Origin of the sequence: Bacillus sp. 2205SS5-2 (assembly GCF_037024155.1) — a bacterium.
GTDB lineage: Bacteria > Bacillota > Bacilli > Bacillales > Bacillaceae_K > Bacillus_CI.
Genome location: NZ_JAYKTS010000009.1, coordinates 36,389 through 53,605, shown reverse-complemented (window position 1 = coordinate 53,605; position 17,217 = coordinate 36,389). Strand labels below are relative to the sequence as shown.

Below are 17,217 nucleotides of genomic sequence, written 5' to 3'. Positions count from 1 at the left end.
CCTCCTAATCTTCAGCTAACCAAGTTCGTAACAACTTAGCAAATTCTTCAGGTTTATCTTTGGCCATTTTTTCAAGTTGCTTTCTTCTCAGTGATCCTTCCGTTTCTTGGCTATTGTTCACATCAGGAAGGGTAACGGCTTCTGGTTCACTTTCTAAAACAACTTCTTTATTCTTGCGAGAACGAAGCATCATGATAATCAATAAAATAATAACAACAAACAAAATGCCGCCAATTACATAAATCCACCAAGGAATTGACGAAATTTTCGCTTCGGCAAACTCCATTTTCCCGTTAAAACGCTGAACAGAAACGATAATTTTATCTTGAATCGCTTCATCTGAGATATCTGTTCCCACATTTTTATCAATAGATGTACGAACAATGGTTGAGAGGATTTTACTTATATCATTTTTGCTCTCTTCAGAGAGTGAATTTAAATCATCAGGATTTGGCGGTTCTACCATCACTTGAATTCCCAAATCTCTGATTTTGTATGGGCTCTCAACGATTTCTTTGCGGATACGATTTACTTCGTTATTAATTGTTTCTTCTACACGTTCATAGTCTCCGTTCCCGGAAGTTCCTTCAATGTAAGAACTACCAAGTGAATCGGCAGGATCTTCAGCGGCTGGTACCCCAATAGCTCCGTCTCCATTTCCTGTATACGTCTCTGATATCCTTTGTGCGCTAAGCGCAATTCCTTCATTATTTTCTTCATCAACTGGGACAACAAGATCTTCTTTCCGATTCTCCTGCTTAAAATCAACATCTGCAGTTACTGACACGACAACCTTATCAAACCCAATTAATGTGCCAAGCATATTTTGTACTTGCCTCTGAAGGTCTCGTTCAATTTTTTGTTTGATGTCCATTTGTTCAGTGAAACTTCCTGCAATGGATTTTTTTTTGAAATTATTTAGTTCAAAGTACTCAAAAAATTGGTTCATAATGACGATATTATCTGTAGGAAGGTTTGGCACACTTTTCGAGACTAAGTGATACAAAGCTGCGATCTGTTTTTCTTCAAAAATTTGTCCCGGAAGCGTGTTTAAAACGATGGAGGCTGATGCGTCTTTTCCTGTGTCAGCAACGAAAATCCCTGCTTCTGGTAAAGTAATCATTACTTTTGCATCTTGAACTCCATCAATTCCTTTCATTAATTCAGCTAATTCCGTTTGCATAGCATCTAATTTAAGTACATTAAATTCATTGTCCGTCATCCCAAAACCTGCATTTTGACTAAAAAATGAATAATCAATGCTTCCAGATTTAGGAATTCCATCAGCTGCCAATTCTACCTTTAGCGTATCCACCATCTCTCTTGGAACCATAATGGTAGTACCACCGTCGGATATTTGCGAATTGATACCTCTTGAATCCAAACTCTCTTTAATTGTGCCGGTTTCAGAAGGCGTTAAGTTTTTATATAATGGTTCAAGTGTTGTTTGAGTTGCGAAAAAACTTGTTAAAAATATGGCTAGAATGGAAACACCAACGGCGATACCCATAATTAATTTTTGCTTCTTTGACTTGGAACCCCAAAATGCCATACTTTTGTCTTTAAGCTTCAATAATGTTTCATTCATTTAGTACCCCCTCGGCTATTCCGTCATCGATTGGCAGAAAGTAACCTCAGCCTCTACATCTGCATCCTCATTACTTCTTGATAGGCTTCTACGACCTTATTTCGGAGTTCTACTGTCGTTTGCAAAGAGATACTTGCCTTCTGTGCAGATATCATTACTTGATGCAAATCCACATCTTCCCCTTTGACAAGCTTTTCCGTCATTACATGAGACTGATGCTCTACTTTGCTCACTTCATTTAATGACTGTTTTAAAAAAGTTGCAAAATTTTGTTGCGATTGATAGGGACTTGTTTTCACTTCTTTTTCGGTTGACGGACTAAAAAGTGATTGGCTTACCGAATGTATTTGATTGAAGGACATGATGATTCTCCTTATCTACCAATTTCTAAAGATTTCATTAACAGTGATTTATTAGCATTAAAAACAGTTACGTTTGCTTCATACGAGCGAGTGGCAGAAATGAGGTCTGTCATTTCTCTCAATGGATCTACATTAGGCATACTAATGTAGCCATCTTTATCCGCATCAGGATGCGTCGGGTCATACACTACTTTAAAGGGAGTTTCGTTATCTTCTTTTATACGAGCAACATTGACACCACCGCTCGTTCCTTTTCTATTTTGAGCTGTCTCTAAAAACGATGAAAAACGAGCTGCATTTTCTTGTAGCACTACCGATTTCCTGGTATACGGTTGCCATTTTCCGTCGACTAACTTCCCCCTAGTGGTGTCCACATTCGCCATATTAGAAGAAATCACATCCATCCTTAATCTTTGTGCTGTTAAAGCAGAGGCTGTAGAATTCATTGAATTAAAAATAGACATGATTATCTCCCTCCTCTTATGACGGTTTGCATATTTTTAAATTGATGATTCAATTGTTCAGTTAACGAGTGGAAATACAATTGGTTTGTAGCTAGATCTGCCATTTCTTTATCCATATCTACTCCGTTACCATTATGGTTATATTGAACTGAGCTTTTTTTGGCAAAAGTTGATTGACCGGTTGAATAACCCTCAATTGGAATATGACGTGTGTGAGTTCTTTCCTCGTTAAATGATCGTTTCATCGATTGATTTAATTGATCTTTAAATTTTACTTCTGTCGATTGGTAGTTTGGTGTATCAACGTTAGCTATATTTTGAGCGATGGCTTTTTGTTTTAAGGAGGAATAGTTTAATCCCTGTTCGATTACATTAAAAGTATTGGAAAATAACTTCAAAATTTTCACTTCTTTCCAAAAAAATGACAAAATCATTGTAAATTTGACAAAATAATTCAAAACCCTCTAACTATTGTAATGTTATTACAATTGACTGTCCATGACTAAACTGTTAATTCCTCTATGAATATTCGCCTATTTTATCTATCTGTAATTAATGTCACAGTTTATCAATTCGACATCTTCAGACAAACACCCACTTTTACAGATTATCACAGCTGCTAACTACATATAAAGACATAATCCATACTTTATTGATAATTCTCGACTTTTTTTCTATATATTTTTTATCGGTTCCCCGTAATTTCATTGTATCACTCTACTTTTTATCATCAATGGTATTTTTTTGGAAATGTATTCTACGATAACTCTTTTCTTATTCCCCAAATTTTTGCTGGCTTTATGGTTATTACATGGCTACTTCTTTCTTACTTCCCTTTCCCAGGCACATCATCTCCCTCGCCTTAACTAAAGTCTCAAAAGAGTTATCACCTGTAATTTCCAAGTTCATTCAATTAAAAACAAGAAAAAAAGGAGATGCACGGAGCATCTCCTTTTAAACTAAACGAGATTTAGTTCGTTTTTAGTTTATCTAGTTCGATTAAGAATTTGTTATTTAAGACTTTGATATAGGTTCCTTTCATTCCTAAAGAACGAGATTCAATAACCCCTGCACTCTCAAGTTTTCGAAGGGCATTAACAATCACTGATCGGGTAATTCCTACTCGGTCTGCAATTTTAGAGGCTACAAGTAATCCTTCATGTCCATTCAATTCTTCAAAAATATGTTCGATTGCTTCTAGCTCACTATAAGATAAAGAAGAAATCGCCATTTGCACGACTGCTTTACTTCTAGCTTCTACTTCGATTTCTTCCCCTTTTTCCCTTAAAATCTCCATTCCAACTACTGTCGCACCGTATTCACCCAGAATTAAATCGTCATCTTCAAAACTCGCTTCTAAACGGGCCAATATTAAGGTACCGAGACGATCTCCCCCACCAATAATTGGTACAATCGTCGTCAATCCATTTTTAAACAAATCTTTATTTTCAACTGGAAAGGCTGTGTATTCACTCTCGACATTAAGGTTAGGTGATGTCTCAGAAATATTGAATAAATTTTTTGTGTACGCTTCAGGAAATTGACGATCCTCTAACATTTGCTTCATACGCTCATTTTCAATGAGTTGATTTACAGCAAATCCTAATAACTTTCCTCTTCTGCTCACTACGAAAACATTCGCTTCAATGACGGTAGATAATGTTTCAGACATTTCTTTAAAATTCACCGGTTTTCCAGCTGAGTTCTGTAGCATTGAGTTAATTTTTCGTGTCTTACTTAATAAATTCATGATTCTTGTCCTCCTAGAACGATCTAAAATCCTATTTTATCTGTATTTTATACCCTGTATCATTTCCTGTAAACAACTAGAGAATAAACTCACTCAAATCCTTATTTTTAGAAATTTTGCCAAGCTTGGAATCCACATATTTAGAAGTGATTTCCACTTTTTCCATCGTTATTTCAGGCGCTTCGAACGAAAGATCCTCAAGAAGTTTTTCCATAATCGTATGTAATCTTCTTGCCCCTATATTATCTGTATTTTGATTCACATCAAAAGCAATTTCAGCCATTCTACGAATAGCTTCGTCAGAAAATTCAATTTGTATACCTTCCGTTTCAATTAATGCAATATATTGTTTAACTATTGCGTTATCAGGCTCAACAAGAATGCGAACAAAATCTTCAACAGAAAGCTTTTGTAACTCAACCCGAATTGGGAATCGTCCTTGAAGTTCAGGGATTAAATCAGACGGTTTTGCAATATGAAAAGCACCTGCGGCAATAAATAATACATGATCGGTTTTTACAGAGCCGTACTTGGTAACGACGGTTGACCCTTCAACGATTGGTAAAATATCGCGCTGAACACCTTCTCTAGAGACCTCGGCTGACGATTGGGAGGAGCTTTTGCTCGCAATTTTATCGATTTCATCAATAAAAATAATCCCAGTCTGCTCTGTTCGTCTGACTCCTTCTGACGTAACCTCATCCATATCGATCAACTTCTGGGCTTCTTCACTGGTTAACACTTTGCGTGCATCTTTCACTTTTAATTTGCGCTTTTTTTTCTTTTTAGGCATGAAGTTACTAAATGCATCCTGCATATTCATTCCCATTTGTTCCATACCAGATCCTTGGAGCATATCAAACATAGATGCTTGTTGTTCCTCGACTTCAACCGTAATCCATTCTTCTTCTAATTCTTCATTAAACAGCTTAGCTTCCACTGTTTTTCTGCGTTCATAGACCGTTGATTCTTCTTTGGTTTCTTCTGAAGAGTCTTGATCAGGTTGATTGCCACCAAATAGCATTTCAAAAGGGTTTTTGATGTTCGTGCTCTTTTTAGCTGACGGGACTATTAATTCCAGTAACCGCTTATTGGCATTTTCCTCAGCTCGTTCTTTGACACTTTGCATTTTTTCTTCTTTTACTAATCGAACAGAAGTCTCAACTAAATCTCTCACCATGGACTCAACGTCTCGGCCTACATAGCCCACTTCAGTAAATTTCGTCGCCTCTACTTTAATGAAAGGGGCACTCACAAGCTTGGCCATTCTTCTGGCAATCTCCGTTTTACCTACCCCAGTTGGACCAATCATTAAAATATTTTTGGGATGAATTTCTTCTTGAAGTTTTTCGTCAAGACGACTTCTTCTGTAGCGATTACGTAAAGCAACCGCAACGGATTTCTTCGCTTCATTTTGACCAACAATATACTGATCTAAACGGTCCACAATCTGACGGGGAGTTAAGTTCATTTCATTCTTCATTCCACTCACTCCTTAAATTATAGTTCTTCTACAATAATATTATGATTCGTATACACACAAATATCGGCCGCCACGCCAAGGGCTGCTTCGGCAATTTCCTTCGCTGAAAGATGATCACTTGCGTGTTGTTTTAATGCTCGACCTGCAGAGAGAGCATAATTTCCTCCAGAGCCAATTGCTAATATGCCATCATCTGGTTCGATGACTTCACCCGTACCGGATATGAGCAGTAAATGCGTTTCATTCATGACAATCAGCATCGCTTCTAGCTGACGGAGCATTTTGTCGCTTCTCCACTGCTTGGCAAGCTCTACTGCTGCTCGTTGAATATTACCGTTAAATTCTTCTAATTTCCCTTCAAACATTTCAAATAACGTAAATGCATCTGCGACAGAACCAGCAAAGCCAGCCACTACTTTTCCATTAAACAGTTTTCGAACTTTTTTAGCTGTATGTTTCATCACGACTGCATTTCCAAAGGTTACTTGACCATCACCAGACATGGCGTTTTGCCCTTTGTGTTGAACAGCAAAGATGGTCGTTGAATGAAATTGTTCCAACCGAATTCCTCCTCTTCATGTTTTCTACGCTCGGGGATGATGGGCTAAATACGTTTTTCGTAAATGCTCTTTGGTCACATGTGTGTACACTTGAGTAGATGAAAGATGAGCATGACCTAATAACTCTTGTACCGACCGTAAATCAGCCCCATTATTTAATAAATGAGTTGCAAATGTATGACGGAGCATATGTGGATGCATTTTGCCATTCACAGTTGCTTTTGAAACAAGTTTTGTAAGAATATGCCGGATTCCCCCTGTTGTTAACGGATTCCCACGAAAATTAACAAACAAAAAGGAATGCTCTTGATTTTTCATCAAGGTCGGACGGGCATTATGTATATAGATTTCTATAGCATCTCCCGCAAAACTACCGAAGGGAACATACCGCTCCTTTTTTCCTTTCCCTTTGACTAGAAGGGTTGAACTTGAAAAGTCAAAATCTCGAAGTTGAATGCTTACACATTCACTTACCCTAATTCCTGTTGCATATAATAACTCAAACAGGGCTAAATTTCGCCGTTGTAATGGTGATTCCCCTTGGCAGATATCTATCAATTTCTCCATGTCTTCTTCGTAAAAAAAATGTGGTAATTTTTTCTCTCCCTTTGGGTGGTGAACTAGGGAGAAAGGGTTGTCTGTTATTACTTTTTCCCTCATAAAATATTTATAAAAGCTTCTTAAGCACGATATTTTTCTTGCCGCAGTATTACGAGAACATTTTCGTTCATATAGTTCAGTCAAGTATATCCTTGCATTAAAATATTCCACATCTGCAATGGATGCAATATTTTCACGAATCAAGAAGGTAGCAAATTCGTTTAAATCACTCTCATATTGCTGGATGGTGTGAGTAGAATAGTTTCGCTCAATTTTTAAATATTGAATAAATTGAGCGAGCTCTTTTTTAAATGTTTCATCCATTTCTGTTCACCCCGCTAAGGCTTTTAAATATTATCATACAATGTTCGAGGTTGCAATGAATATCACTAATTTTTCAAAAATTTCTGAATTGTTTCTAATGCTCTTTTCGCGTGAGCTTCATTTCTCTCTTGTTTGTTTTTATGTCTCTTTTCTAAATCAGGGAACAGGCCAAAATTAGCATTCATCGGTTGAAAGTTCTTTGAATTTGCTGTCGTAATGTATCTTGCCATACTTCCAATTGCCGTTTCATGAGGAAATTCTACCGGTTTTTCCCCTTTAGCTAATCTGGCAGCATTCAATCCCGCAACGAGACCACTTGCTGCAGACTCTACATATCCCTCTACTCCTGTCATTTGTCCAGCAAAGAATAAGTCTTGACGATTTTTGAATTGATATGTAGATTTTAACATCTTTGGTGAATTGATAAATGTATTTCGGTGCATAACACCATAACGAACAATCTCAGCCTTTTCTAAACCTGGAATTAATCGAATAATCTCTTTTTGTGGTCCCCATTTCAAATGTGTCTGAAAACCGACAATATTATATAAGGTTCCTGCTGCATCGTCCTGACGTAGTTGCACAACGGCATATGGTCTTTTTCCTGTTGAGGGATTTTCTAGACCAACTGGTTTCATTGGGCCAAATAACATCGTCTTCCTTCCACGAGCCGCCATTACTTCAATTGGCATACACCCTTCAAAGAACACTTCTTTTTCGAACTCTTTTAGAGGCACCGTTTCAGCAGCAACGAGGGCATCATGAAAGCGATTGAATTCTTCTTCTGTCATCGGACAATTTAAGTAAGCCGCTTCTCCTTTATCGTAACGTGACTTTAAATACACTTTATCCATATCTATGCTGTCCTTTTCTATAATAGGAGCAGCTGCATCATAAAAGTATAAATGTTCTTCTCCAGTTAAGGTACGTAATTGATTTGACAAAGCTTCACTTGTTAAAGGGCCCGTTGCAATGATGGTAATGCCCTGTGGAATGTCTGTAATTTCTTCTTGACTTACTTCTACATTAGGAAGATTTCTTACTCGCTCTGTTACAAGCTGAGCGAATTCATGTCGATCTACAGCAAGGGCACCACCTGCTGGGACCGCACAATCGTCTGCCGAAGAAATAATCACAGACCCCAATATTCTCATTTCTTCCTTTAAAACACCTACTGCGTTAGTAAGTGTGTTCGCTCTTAACGAATTCGAGCACACAAGTTCTGCGAATTGATCCGTATGATGGGCTGCTGTTTGCTTGACAGGTCTCATTTCGTATAACTTTACATTAATTCCTTGGCGAGCTAATTGCCAAGCAGCTTCACTTCCAGCAAGCCCAGCACCAATTACACTTACATATGTTTCCATGACGAACCCTCCACATGACTATCTGTTTTCATCATCTTCTAGTGTTGCCTTAATTGTAAAGCGTTTAACCTTGAATTCAAGAATACATTATCTTCATTTTACTCGTTCACATTAAATGAAGTCTCTTACTTGTACTCTCTCGATCAGGCATAATTCAATGGTCCATTTATCTTGACCTTGAAACATCTGTATAAATAGGTCGCCTTTCGTCTAGAAGTCCCCGAAAAATTAATAAGGAAAACTTCAAGCAATTTGAGACCATTCCTCACTACTAATAAATAGATGAATCATTTGATCACTAACTTTTATTGTATTCGATGATTTGTGAGGAATATTGTTTTTTCCAACAGGGTTAATTCCGAAAAGAGTTCCTTGTAATGAGAGATTACTCGTGATGGTAGCAAGATTAATAAGGAAAGATAAAAAACAGAAAGAGTGAGCTAGAAGCTCACCCTCACAAACTTATTGTTGTGCATCTTCTTTAAAATCACATTTCGTACATTGAACTTGAATACCTTTTTTGAGTTTTTTCTCAACCAATAAACTATCACATTTCGGGCAAGACCTGTCGATCGGTTTATCCCAAGAAAGAAATTCACAAGTCGGATATTGATCGCATCCATAAAAAATTCGTTTCTTTTTCGACTTCCGTTCAATAATGTTTCCTTTTTCACAATCAGGACATTTGACACCGATTTCCTTAATAATTGCTTTTGTGTTTCGACAATCTGGAAAATTACTACACGCCATAAACTTTCCATATCGACCCATTTTGTAAACCATTGGGTTCCCACAAATTTCACAATCCTCACCAGCAAATTCTGGTTTGATTTCTATCTTTTCCATCTCGGCTTCTGCCTTAGTCAAGTGCTTATGAAAATCATGGTAAAATTCATCAATAATCGCGATCCATTCAATCTTTCCTTCTTCTACATCATCAAGCGATCTTTCCATATTGGCGGTAAATTCAACATTCAATATATCAAGGAAGTATTCTGTCATGATTTCATGGACGATATTGCCTAACTCAGTTGAAACAAATCGTTTATTATCAAGTGTCACATATCCACGTTTTTGAATTGTATCTAGTGTTGGTGCATACGTTGAAGGTCGCCCAATACCCAGTTCTTCTAGAGTTTTAACCAAACGAGCTTCTGTATATCTTGGTGGCGGCTGAGTAAAATGTTGATTTGAATTGATTTCATCCGTGTTTACTTTATCACCATTTTCAAAACTAGGCAACCAATTTTCTTTTTCTTCTTTCTGGTCGTCATTTCCTTCAACATATACCTTCATAAAACCTGGAAATTTAACTTTTGAGCCATTTGCTCGAAATTGAACTTCCCCGTTCATCAAATCTACCGCAAGTGTATCCATAATGGCCGGTGTCATTTGACTTGCTACAAAGCGCTCCCAAATTAATCTATATAATCGTAGCTGGTCTCTTGATAAGAATTCCTTTAACGTTTGTGGTTCTCTCAAAACACTTGTTGGGCGAATGGCTTCATGTGCGTCCTGTGTTTTCCCACTTGACTTTTTTCCTCCACTTGAAGGTTTTGTGTAGTCCTCACCGTATTGAGATAGTACATAGCTTGCTGCCTCGTTTTGAGCGGTTTCTGATGTTCTAGTTGAATCTGTTCTCATATACGTAATCAAACCAACAGTTCCTTGTTTCCCAAGATCAATTCCTTCATACAATTGTTGAGCAAGCATCATCGTTTTTTTCGCTCGGAAGTTTAATTTCCTAGCAGCTTCTTGTTGAAGTGACGAAGTAGTAAACGGCGGAGATGAGTTCCGTTTCCGTTCTTTCTTCGTAACTTTCGTGACTTCAAAAGAATCATGTTCAATCTTAGCAAGAATCTCGTTTACTTGTTCTTCGCTAGATATTTCAACTTTTTTTCCATTCAAACCGTAAAAGGAAGCACTAAAGGATTCTTTGCCACTCTTAAACGAGCCACTAATTGTCCAATATTCTTCTGGCTGAAAAATGTTGATTTCTTTTTCTCGATCAATAATCAACCTTAGTGCGACGGATTGAACTCGACCTGCACTTAAACCCTTTTTCACTTTCTTCCATAATAAAGGACTTATATTGTATCCGACTAAACGGTCTAACACTCTCCTTGCTTGCTGAGCATCAACTAGGTCCATGTCTATGGCTCTTGGGTGTTTAAAGGATTCTTTGATTGCCTCTTTCGTGATTTCATTAAATACAACCCGACAATCACTTGAGATATCTACGTCTAAGCTATGAGCTAAGTGCCATGCAATCGCTTCACCTTCACGATCCGGGTCAGCTGCGAGATAAATTTTTTTGGCTTTTTTTGCTGCAGTTTTTAACTCTTTTAAAACGGGTCCCTTACCACGGATAGTGATATATTTTGGCTGAAAGTTATGTTCCGTGTCCACACCCATCTGACTTTTTGGCAAGTCACGTAGGTGTCCCATTGAGGCACGAACTTTATATTTTTTCCCTAAATATTTCTCAATCGTTTTCGCTTTTGCAGGTGATTCTACAATCACTAAATAATCTGACATTAAAAGTCCTCCTTAGAGGTATATATACTGAATATTCAAGAATAAATGTTATAGACTGTTGAACTCTTTGTCAATATTAGATAATCTGATTGATGACAACGTTTACAACTTACGCACCTAATTTTTCGCTATTCTTGTTCTTCATCCTCAATTAACTTCTGTTGCAAAATGTATAACAGTTTCCTTATAAATGCAACCTTTTTGTTAATATTTCATGTAAAAATACTGTTCTGGATGATTTTTTACTCGATTTCCTCTAAAATATCTCCTGATGATTGGACAAGCTTCGCACCCTGTTGAATCAGCCAATTTGTCCCTTTTGAAAGAGGATGATGTATCGGACCAGGTACCGAAAAAACATCTCTTCCTTCATTTAATGCCATTTCTGCTGTAATTAATGATCCACTTCGTTTTCCTGCCTGAATGACTAAACTCCCCATTGCTATTCCACTAATAATTCGATTACGAGCTGGAAAATGCCATTTTTTTGGTGGTACATTCGGGGGATATTCGCTCACTAATAAATGATGATTTGCTATTGCTTTTGCTAATAAACTATTTTCTTTTGGGTAAATATGTGAAAACCCCCCTCCTAAGATAGCAATTGTATTCCCTTTATTTTGAATACAACATGTATGCGCCATCGTATCGACCCCTTTTGCGAGACCACTTACAATCACCACTTCATTTTTGACTAACGGGGGAAGGAGCTTATTGATGGTTTGTTGGGCATATTGGTCTCCTGCTCTCGCACCAATCACTGCCAAGATTTTTGGGGATGTTAATAGACTTGTGTTCACAATACAAAATAACCCCCATGGCGGTTGATATATATGCTTCAGGGGATTTGGATAACTTTCATCTAGAATGGTCACAATGCTAATTTGTTGTTTTTCGTATTGTTCCATTAGGTCTTGGACAGGGAAATCATGTAGTTGAGAAATCAGCTGTGGTAGGGCTTGGGAGGTAAGTTGAAAGGCTTGTTGAAGAGAAGAACGGGAAGAGGTGTATAGTTTTTCAAGAAGTGGGTCTCTCTTTAAATAGCAGTAGATATTTTTCCACCCGAGTGTTTGGCAATGTAATAAATGTACCAATTTTTGTCTTGTTTCCATAGACTCCTCCTTAAATATAGCAGAAACAGCCCTCCACCGAGAAGGGCTGTTTGATTTGGCTTAGTGAGTTTTACATTGATCGAATAGCTTTTCTTCTTTAAGAACTTTAATTAGCGTTTCACCCATTACAGATGGGGTATCTGCTACTTGAATTCCACATTCATTCATTACTTTAATCTTTTCATCTGCTGTTCCTTTACCGCCAGAGATAATTGCACCAGCATGGCCCATACGCTTTCCTGGAGGTGCCGTACGACCACCAATAAAACCAACAACCGGTTTCGTCATATTTTCTTTTACCCAAAGCGCAGCTTCTTCTTCAGCAGTTCCACCGATTTCACCGATCATGATCACCGCATACGTATCTTCATCATCATTAAACGCTTTTAAAGTGTCAATAAAGTCTGTCCCATTAACTGGGTCTCCGCCGATACCAACTGCTGTTGATTGACCAATTCCTGCTTGAGAGAGTTGATGAACTGCTTCATACGTTAAAGTACCCGAACGAGAAACCACTCCTACATGACCTTTTGTATGAATATATCCTGGCATAATCCCAATTTTACATTCATCTGGAGTGATTACACCAGGGCAGTTCGGTCCAACAAGGCGTGTTTTCTTTCCTTCCATATAACGTTTCACTTTTACCATATCTAAAACAGGAATATGCTCGGTGATACAAATGGCTAAATCTAGCTCTGCATCCACCGCTTCAAGAATGGCATCTGCTGCAAATGGTGCAGGAACATAGATAACGGAAACATTAGCACCAGTTTCTTCCACCGCTTGTGCCACAGTATTAAAGACAGGAACTCCCTCAGCTTCTGTTCCTCCTTTACCAGGAGTAACACCTGCAACGATTTTCGTTCCATATTCTAGCATTTGTTTAGTATGAAATAGGGCTGTTGAACCCGTAATTCCTTGTACAATGACTTTCGTATCTTTATTAATAAATACGCTCATTATGTCCCCCTGCCTTTCTTAACCTACTTGATCTACGATTTTTTGTGCGCCATCAGCCATTGATTCTGCCGCAATAATATTTAAACCCGACTCATTTAGGATTTTTTTCCCAAGGTCTACATTCGTTCCTTCTAAACGAACCACTAAAGGAACATTCAAGTCGATTTGCTTGGCTGCTTCTACAACACCCGTTGCAATAACATCACACTTCATTATTCCACCGAAAATATTTACGAATATTCCTTTTACTTTTTCATCTGAAAGAATGATTTTGAATGCCTCTGTTACCTTTTCAGCCGTCGCACCGCCCCCAACGTCCAGGAAGTTAGCGGGGTCTCCGCCATAATGCTTGATTATATCCATCGTCGCCATCGCAAGCCCAGCTCCGTTAACCATACAGCCAATATTTCCATCAAGCGCAATATAGCTTAAATCATAATTAGACGCTTCGATTTCTTTTGCATCCTCTTCTTCTAAATCACGATACTCTATTACATCTTTTTGGCGGAATAGTGCATTAGCGTCAAAATTCAACTTCGCATCAAGTGCCATCACGTTTCCATCGCCCGTAACGACAAGTGGGTTAATTTCAGCAATTGAACAATCTTTCTCATCATATGCTTTGTAAAGACCCATCATAAATTTAACGGCTTTGTTCACAAGTTCTTTTGGGATATTGATGTTAAAAGCGATTCGGCGAGCTTGGAAGCCCGTTAATCCGACAACGGGATCAATATACTCTTTAAAGATTTTTTCAGGCGTTTTTTCAGCCACTTCTTCAATTTCAGTTCCACCTTCTTCAGATGCCATTAAAACAACACGAGATGTGGCTCTATCTAGTACTAGACCTACATAATATTCTTTTTTAATGTCACAGCCCTCTTCAACAAGTAAACGTTTTACTTCTTTTCCTTCAGGACCCGTTTGATGCGTGACTAAGGTTTTTCCTAAAATTTCTTTTGCATATGTACGAACATCATCTAAGCCTTTTGCCACTTTTACGCCGCCTGCTTTACCGCGACCACCCGCGTGGATTTGTGCTTTGACAACACATACTTCAGTACCAAGTTCTTTAGCTGCTTCAACCGCTTCTTCAACAGTGAAAGCGACTTTTCCATTAGGAACCGCTACCCCATACTCTCTGAGGATTTGTTTACCTTGATATTCATGGATATTCATTTCCCATCCTCCTATCAAACTCTTCAAAAAATAGACTGCGCTTACATTGTATAAAATGTCAGAAACTCTGTCCACCTTAATGATAAAAATATTATATTAATTTAAAAATTCAAACTTTAAAACAACTCAAAAGATTGAATCCGTTTTCATTTTACCTTATAAAATTACTTTTGTAAAAAAATATTTAGGAAGAAGAAATATTCTCTTACTTCCCTTCAATTATTTTTCTTTATTTAATGAATCAAGCTTATAAACAAAAGCAAATACTTCTGCTACAGCTTCGTATAAATCTTCAGGTATTTTATGATTAAGGTCGAGTTGACCGAGTAATTCAACGAGATTTTTATCTTCTTGGATAGGAATATCGAATTCATTTGCCTTTGATAGAATAGTATCCGCTATTAAACCGTTTCCTTTAGCTACGACTTTTGGTGCGTCTCCTGACTGAGGTTCATATTTTAAAGCCACTGCTTTTTTTCGCCGATCGGGATTCATATCTTAATATCGACTCCCTTCGATGTAAATTTAGAAGATTGATAGTTTCGTTCAATGGTAGACTGATTTGCTTCTTGTTCAAAAGCAATGGATGTTAAGGTGTAGCCCTTTTCCCTCATTGATTCTTTTAATATCTTTACAAAAGGAGCAGCCAACTCTTTCAGATGCGTATGTTCATTGAACACTCTAAGAGAAACGATTCGGTTTTGCACATTCATGTCAATAATCATTTCGTTTAACGTTTCCAACTGCAAATGAAACACCACTCGACAAAAATCAGCATCAATAGACCCATCCTTTTTTTGTTTTCCGGTCCATTGTAAGGTGAGATCATGAGAAAGACCAATAAAATCTAATGGAATGCTAAAAATAATGTGCTGCATGCCTTGTAAAGGCTGTGAAAGAAGGTTTTGTCCATTTAATTTATGAAGAATTTCACTAGCAATATTTTTGCTTTCACTCGAGACATCTTCAGTTAAGAGGGCCACTAATAAAGGCTTTAGTAAGTGATTTATTTCTTGCAGATTCTCTCTATTTATCGTCTGCAAAAAATGCTCATAATTAAACCCTAATCTTGAAAATTGATGCTGAATCTGTTGAGTGAGTTGACGAGCAGATAGGGGAATATTGTCATTCGAAACAGTTTTTGCGCCCTGGAGCTGCTCATAAAGAAGAGATAACTTTTCTTTGTTTATGGACAGCAGATTCTGAATTTCTTTTGGTTGTTTCTCCTCAATCAGCTTCATGACCGTCCTTTCAATCTCCCTATTTCCCTCGCTTTTTGGCACCTTTTGAATAGGTAAAAGGTGAATTAAATCACTTTCAGTAGCATTTTCAATATGTTGAACTCCTGCAATCACTAGCTGTTGTAGCCAGTTTTTCTCGTTTGCCGAAGACGGTAAGATGCTTGCTTGCTGAAGTTGTGATACACCCCAACGTTTTTCTTGTATTGGCACTGTTTCTTCTGTAAGAGAATTAAGAAGCCTTTGAAAGGTCTCCAAGGGGTCTATTTCTCTTTTATTAGAAAGAAGCTCTTGTAGCACCTTCTGTAGCTCTCCAGAACCTTGATAGCTTTCATTCAGTGCTAATTGTTGCGCTAATGCTCGAAATAAATTCGAAAAACTCTCATTTTGGACGGCTGTTACGATCGATTTGAATACTGTTTTTGTCATTGGTAAATTCCGTTCCACTATTATTCGAACAGCGGATACCCCATCTTCTTTTGTGGAGAGATCTGAAAACCATTGGCTAACCTCGACCAATTGCTTCTTCGTGAATGGAAGATTTTCTTTTACCAGATTTAACAGAGACATCCGAGTGTCTCTGTCTTTCGTCATAAGTAAAGAATCAATTTCTGAATTCACACTCTCATTTCGCGCACCACTTCTAGACTGTGTTGATTCTTTGGGTTTTAAAACTATTCCTTCTTCTGTTAACGCTACTTGAAATAGTCCTGGACCAAGTGTTAGAGCAGTCTCTAATTTTGCTACAAAGGAAGTAGAATTCATTTGTAGTAACGCTGTTTGATTGGGATAAAGTTTTTTTATTGTCGCAAATAGCAATTGACCGTCTTTCAATTTCAAACTCTCTAGATCTATGCCCTTCGTGAGAGTCGATTGAAGCAGACTGGTCAGTCTCCCGATCTGACTCATCATCCACTCTCCTTTTAAACAAAATTCTTAACAGGGGCAAACGTTCTACGGTGAATTTCACATGGACCTACTTGGTTTATTGCCTGAATATGTTCACTCGTCCCATACCCCATATGACGGCGAAACCCATAAACAGGATACAACTTATCATACTCTTTCATCAGTCGGTCCCTCGTTACTTTTGCTACTATAGACGCTGCCGCAATGGAGACAGATTTCCCATCTCCCTTTATGAGAGAAGTCTGCTTGATAGGTAAGTCTAATTTCATTGCATCGATTAGTAAGTAATCAGGCATTGGCGTTAACTGATGCACAGCTTGTATCATTGCTTTTTTTGTAGCTTCATATATGTTCATTTGATCGATTTCGAGAGCGGAAACTAACCCAATACCAACCGAAATAGCCTGCTTGTGAATTTCCTGGTACAATTCCTCTCTTCTTGATTCACTAAGCTTCTTTGAATCATTGAGTCCTGGAATAAAGCTATTTTCAGGAAGAATTACTGCGCTAGCGACGACAGGTCCAGCGAGCGGACCTCTTCCTACTTCGTCAATCCCAGCAATAAATGTGAACCCTTCAAGTCTTCTTTCCCGTTCATAAACAGACATTTCTACAAATAGATCATTTAGCGTTCGGTGTTTCTTATCTTCACGATACCATTTTGCGACTGCTTGCTGGACACCTTTTCGTTTGTCCTCTTCTAAAGACTTCAAAAGAGGGTCCTGCGAATCAGTCACCTGTTGAAGTGCTTCAATAATGTCTTTTATTGTTTTCAACCAT

The 17,217-nt window shown here is 37.9% G+C and carries 16 protein-coding genes; all 16 read right to left on the bottom strand.

Annotated elements, in window-relative coordinates:
- Positions 1–4: 4 nt before the first annotated feature.
- The 16 genes from fliF to rnhB all read right to left on the bottom strand — a co-directional run bounded on the left by fliF (position 5) and on the right by rnhB (position 17,213).
- Positions 5–1,588 carry a flagellar basal-body MS-ring/collar protein FliF gene (fliF, locus tag U8D43_RS08275; protein ID WP_335870712.1) on the bottom strand — a complete coding sequence of 528 codons (1,584 nt, stop codon included), beginning with the start codon at positions 1,586–1,588 and terminating at the stop codon, positions 5–7.
- Between the two features lie 53 nt (positions 1,589–1,641).
- Positions 1,642–1,950: a flagellar hook-basal body complex protein FliE gene (gene fliE / locus U8D43_RS08270; RefSeq protein WP_335870711.1), complete on the bottom strand. Its 309-nt coding sequence runs from the start codon at positions 1,948–1,950 to the stop codon at positions 1,642–1,644.
- Between the two features lie 11 nt (positions 1,951–1,961).
- Positions 1,962–2,414 carry a flagellar basal body rod protein FlgC gene (gene flgC, locus U8D43_RS08265; protein WP_335870710.1) on the bottom strand — a complete coding sequence of 151 codons (453 nt, stop codon included), beginning with the start codon at positions 2,412–2,414 and terminating at the stop codon, positions 1,962–1,964.
- Positions 2,415–2,416: 2 nt separating this feature from the next.
- The gene (gene flgB, locus U8D43_RS08260; protein WP_335870785.1) at positions 2,417–2,821 is read right to left on the bottom strand and encodes a flagellar basal body rod protein FlgB; all 405 of its coding nucleotides are present in this window, start codon (positions 2,819–2,821) and stop codon (positions 2,417–2,419) included.
- Between the two features lie 563 nt (positions 2,822–3,384).
- Complete coding sequence (gene codY / locus U8D43_RS08255) at positions 3,385–4,164, bottom strand: GTP-sensing pleiotropic transcriptional regulator CodY (RefSeq protein WP_335870709.1); 780 nt, start codon at positions 4,162–4,164, stop codon at positions 3,385–3,387.
- Between the two features lie 76 nt (positions 4,165–4,240).
- Positions 4,241–5,647 carry an ATP-dependent protease ATPase subunit HslU gene (hslU, locus tag U8D43_RS08250; RefSeq protein WP_442893582.1) on the bottom strand — a complete coding sequence of 469 codons (1,407 nt, stop codon included), beginning with the start codon at positions 5,645–5,647 and terminating at the stop codon, positions 4,241–4,243.
- Positions 5,648–5,664: 17 nt separating this feature from the next.
- On the bottom strand, positions 5,665–6,207 hold the full coding sequence (gene hslV / locus U8D43_RS08245) for an ATP-dependent protease subunit HslV (protein WP_335870708.1): 543 nt from the start codon (positions 6,205–6,207) through the stop codon (positions 5,665–5,667).
- Positions 6,208–6,231: 24 nt separating this feature from the next.
- Positions 6,232–7,131, bottom strand: a complete 900-nt coding sequence (xerC, locus tag U8D43_RS08240) for a tyrosine recombinase XerC (RefSeq protein ID WP_335870707.1) — start codon at positions 7,129–7,131, stop codon at positions 6,232–6,234.
- Between the two features lie 65 nt (positions 7,132–7,196).
- A complete protein-coding gene (gene trmFO, locus U8D43_RS08235; RefSeq protein ID WP_335870706.1) occupies positions 7,197–8,498 on the bottom strand; it encodes an FADH(2)-oxidizing methylenetetrahydrofolate--tRNA-(uracil(54)-C(5))-methyltransferase TrmFO in 1,302 nt (433 codons plus the stop codon).
- Between the two features lie 462 nt (positions 8,499–8,960).
- A complete protein-coding gene (topA, locus tag U8D43_RS08230) occupies positions 8,961–11,036 on the bottom strand; it encodes a type I DNA topoisomerase (protein ID WP_335870705.1) in 2,076 nt (691 codons plus the stop codon).
- A 242-nt stretch (positions 11,037–11,278) separates the two neighbouring features.
- Positions 11,279–12,148, bottom strand: a complete 870-nt coding sequence (gene dprA, locus U8D43_RS08225; protein ID WP_335870704.1) for a DNA-processing protein DprA — start codon at positions 12,146–12,148, stop codon at positions 11,279–11,281.
- 60 nt (positions 12,149–12,208) lie between these two features.
- The gene (gene sucD, locus U8D43_RS08220; protein WP_335870703.1) at positions 12,209–13,111 is read right to left on the bottom strand and encodes a succinate--CoA ligase subunit alpha; all 903 of its coding nucleotides are present in this window, start codon (positions 13,109–13,111) and stop codon (positions 12,209–12,211) included.
- 18 nt (positions 13,112–13,129) lie between these two features.
- Positions 13,130–14,290: an ADP-forming succinate--CoA ligase subunit beta gene (gene sucC, locus U8D43_RS08215; RefSeq protein ID WP_335870702.1), complete on the bottom strand. Its 1,161-nt coding sequence runs from the start codon at positions 14,288–14,290 to the stop codon at positions 13,130–13,132.
- Between the two features lie 219 nt (positions 14,291–14,509).
- The gene (locus U8D43_RS08210; protein ID WP_335870701.1) at positions 14,510–14,785 is read right to left on the bottom strand and encodes an EscU/YscU/HrcU family type III secretion system export apparatus switch protein; all 276 of its coding nucleotides are present in this window, start codon (positions 14,783–14,785) and stop codon (positions 14,510–14,512) included.
- On the bottom strand, positions 14,782–16,437 hold the full coding sequence (locus U8D43_RS08205; protein ID WP_335870700.1) for a hypothetical protein: 1,656 nt from the start codon (positions 16,435–16,437) through the stop codon (positions 14,782–14,784). The genes U8D43_RS08210 and U8D43_RS08205 overlap by 4 nt, the downstream gene beginning before the upstream one ends.
- A 14-nt stretch (positions 16,438–16,451) precedes the next feature.
- Positions 16,452–17,213 carry a ribonuclease HII gene (gene rnhB, locus U8D43_RS08200; RefSeq protein ID WP_442893581.1) on the bottom strand — a complete coding sequence of 254 codons (762 nt, stop codon included), beginning with the start codon at positions 17,211–17,213 and terminating at the stop codon, positions 16,452–16,454.
- Between the last annotated feature and the right edge of the window lie 4 nt (positions 17,214–17,217).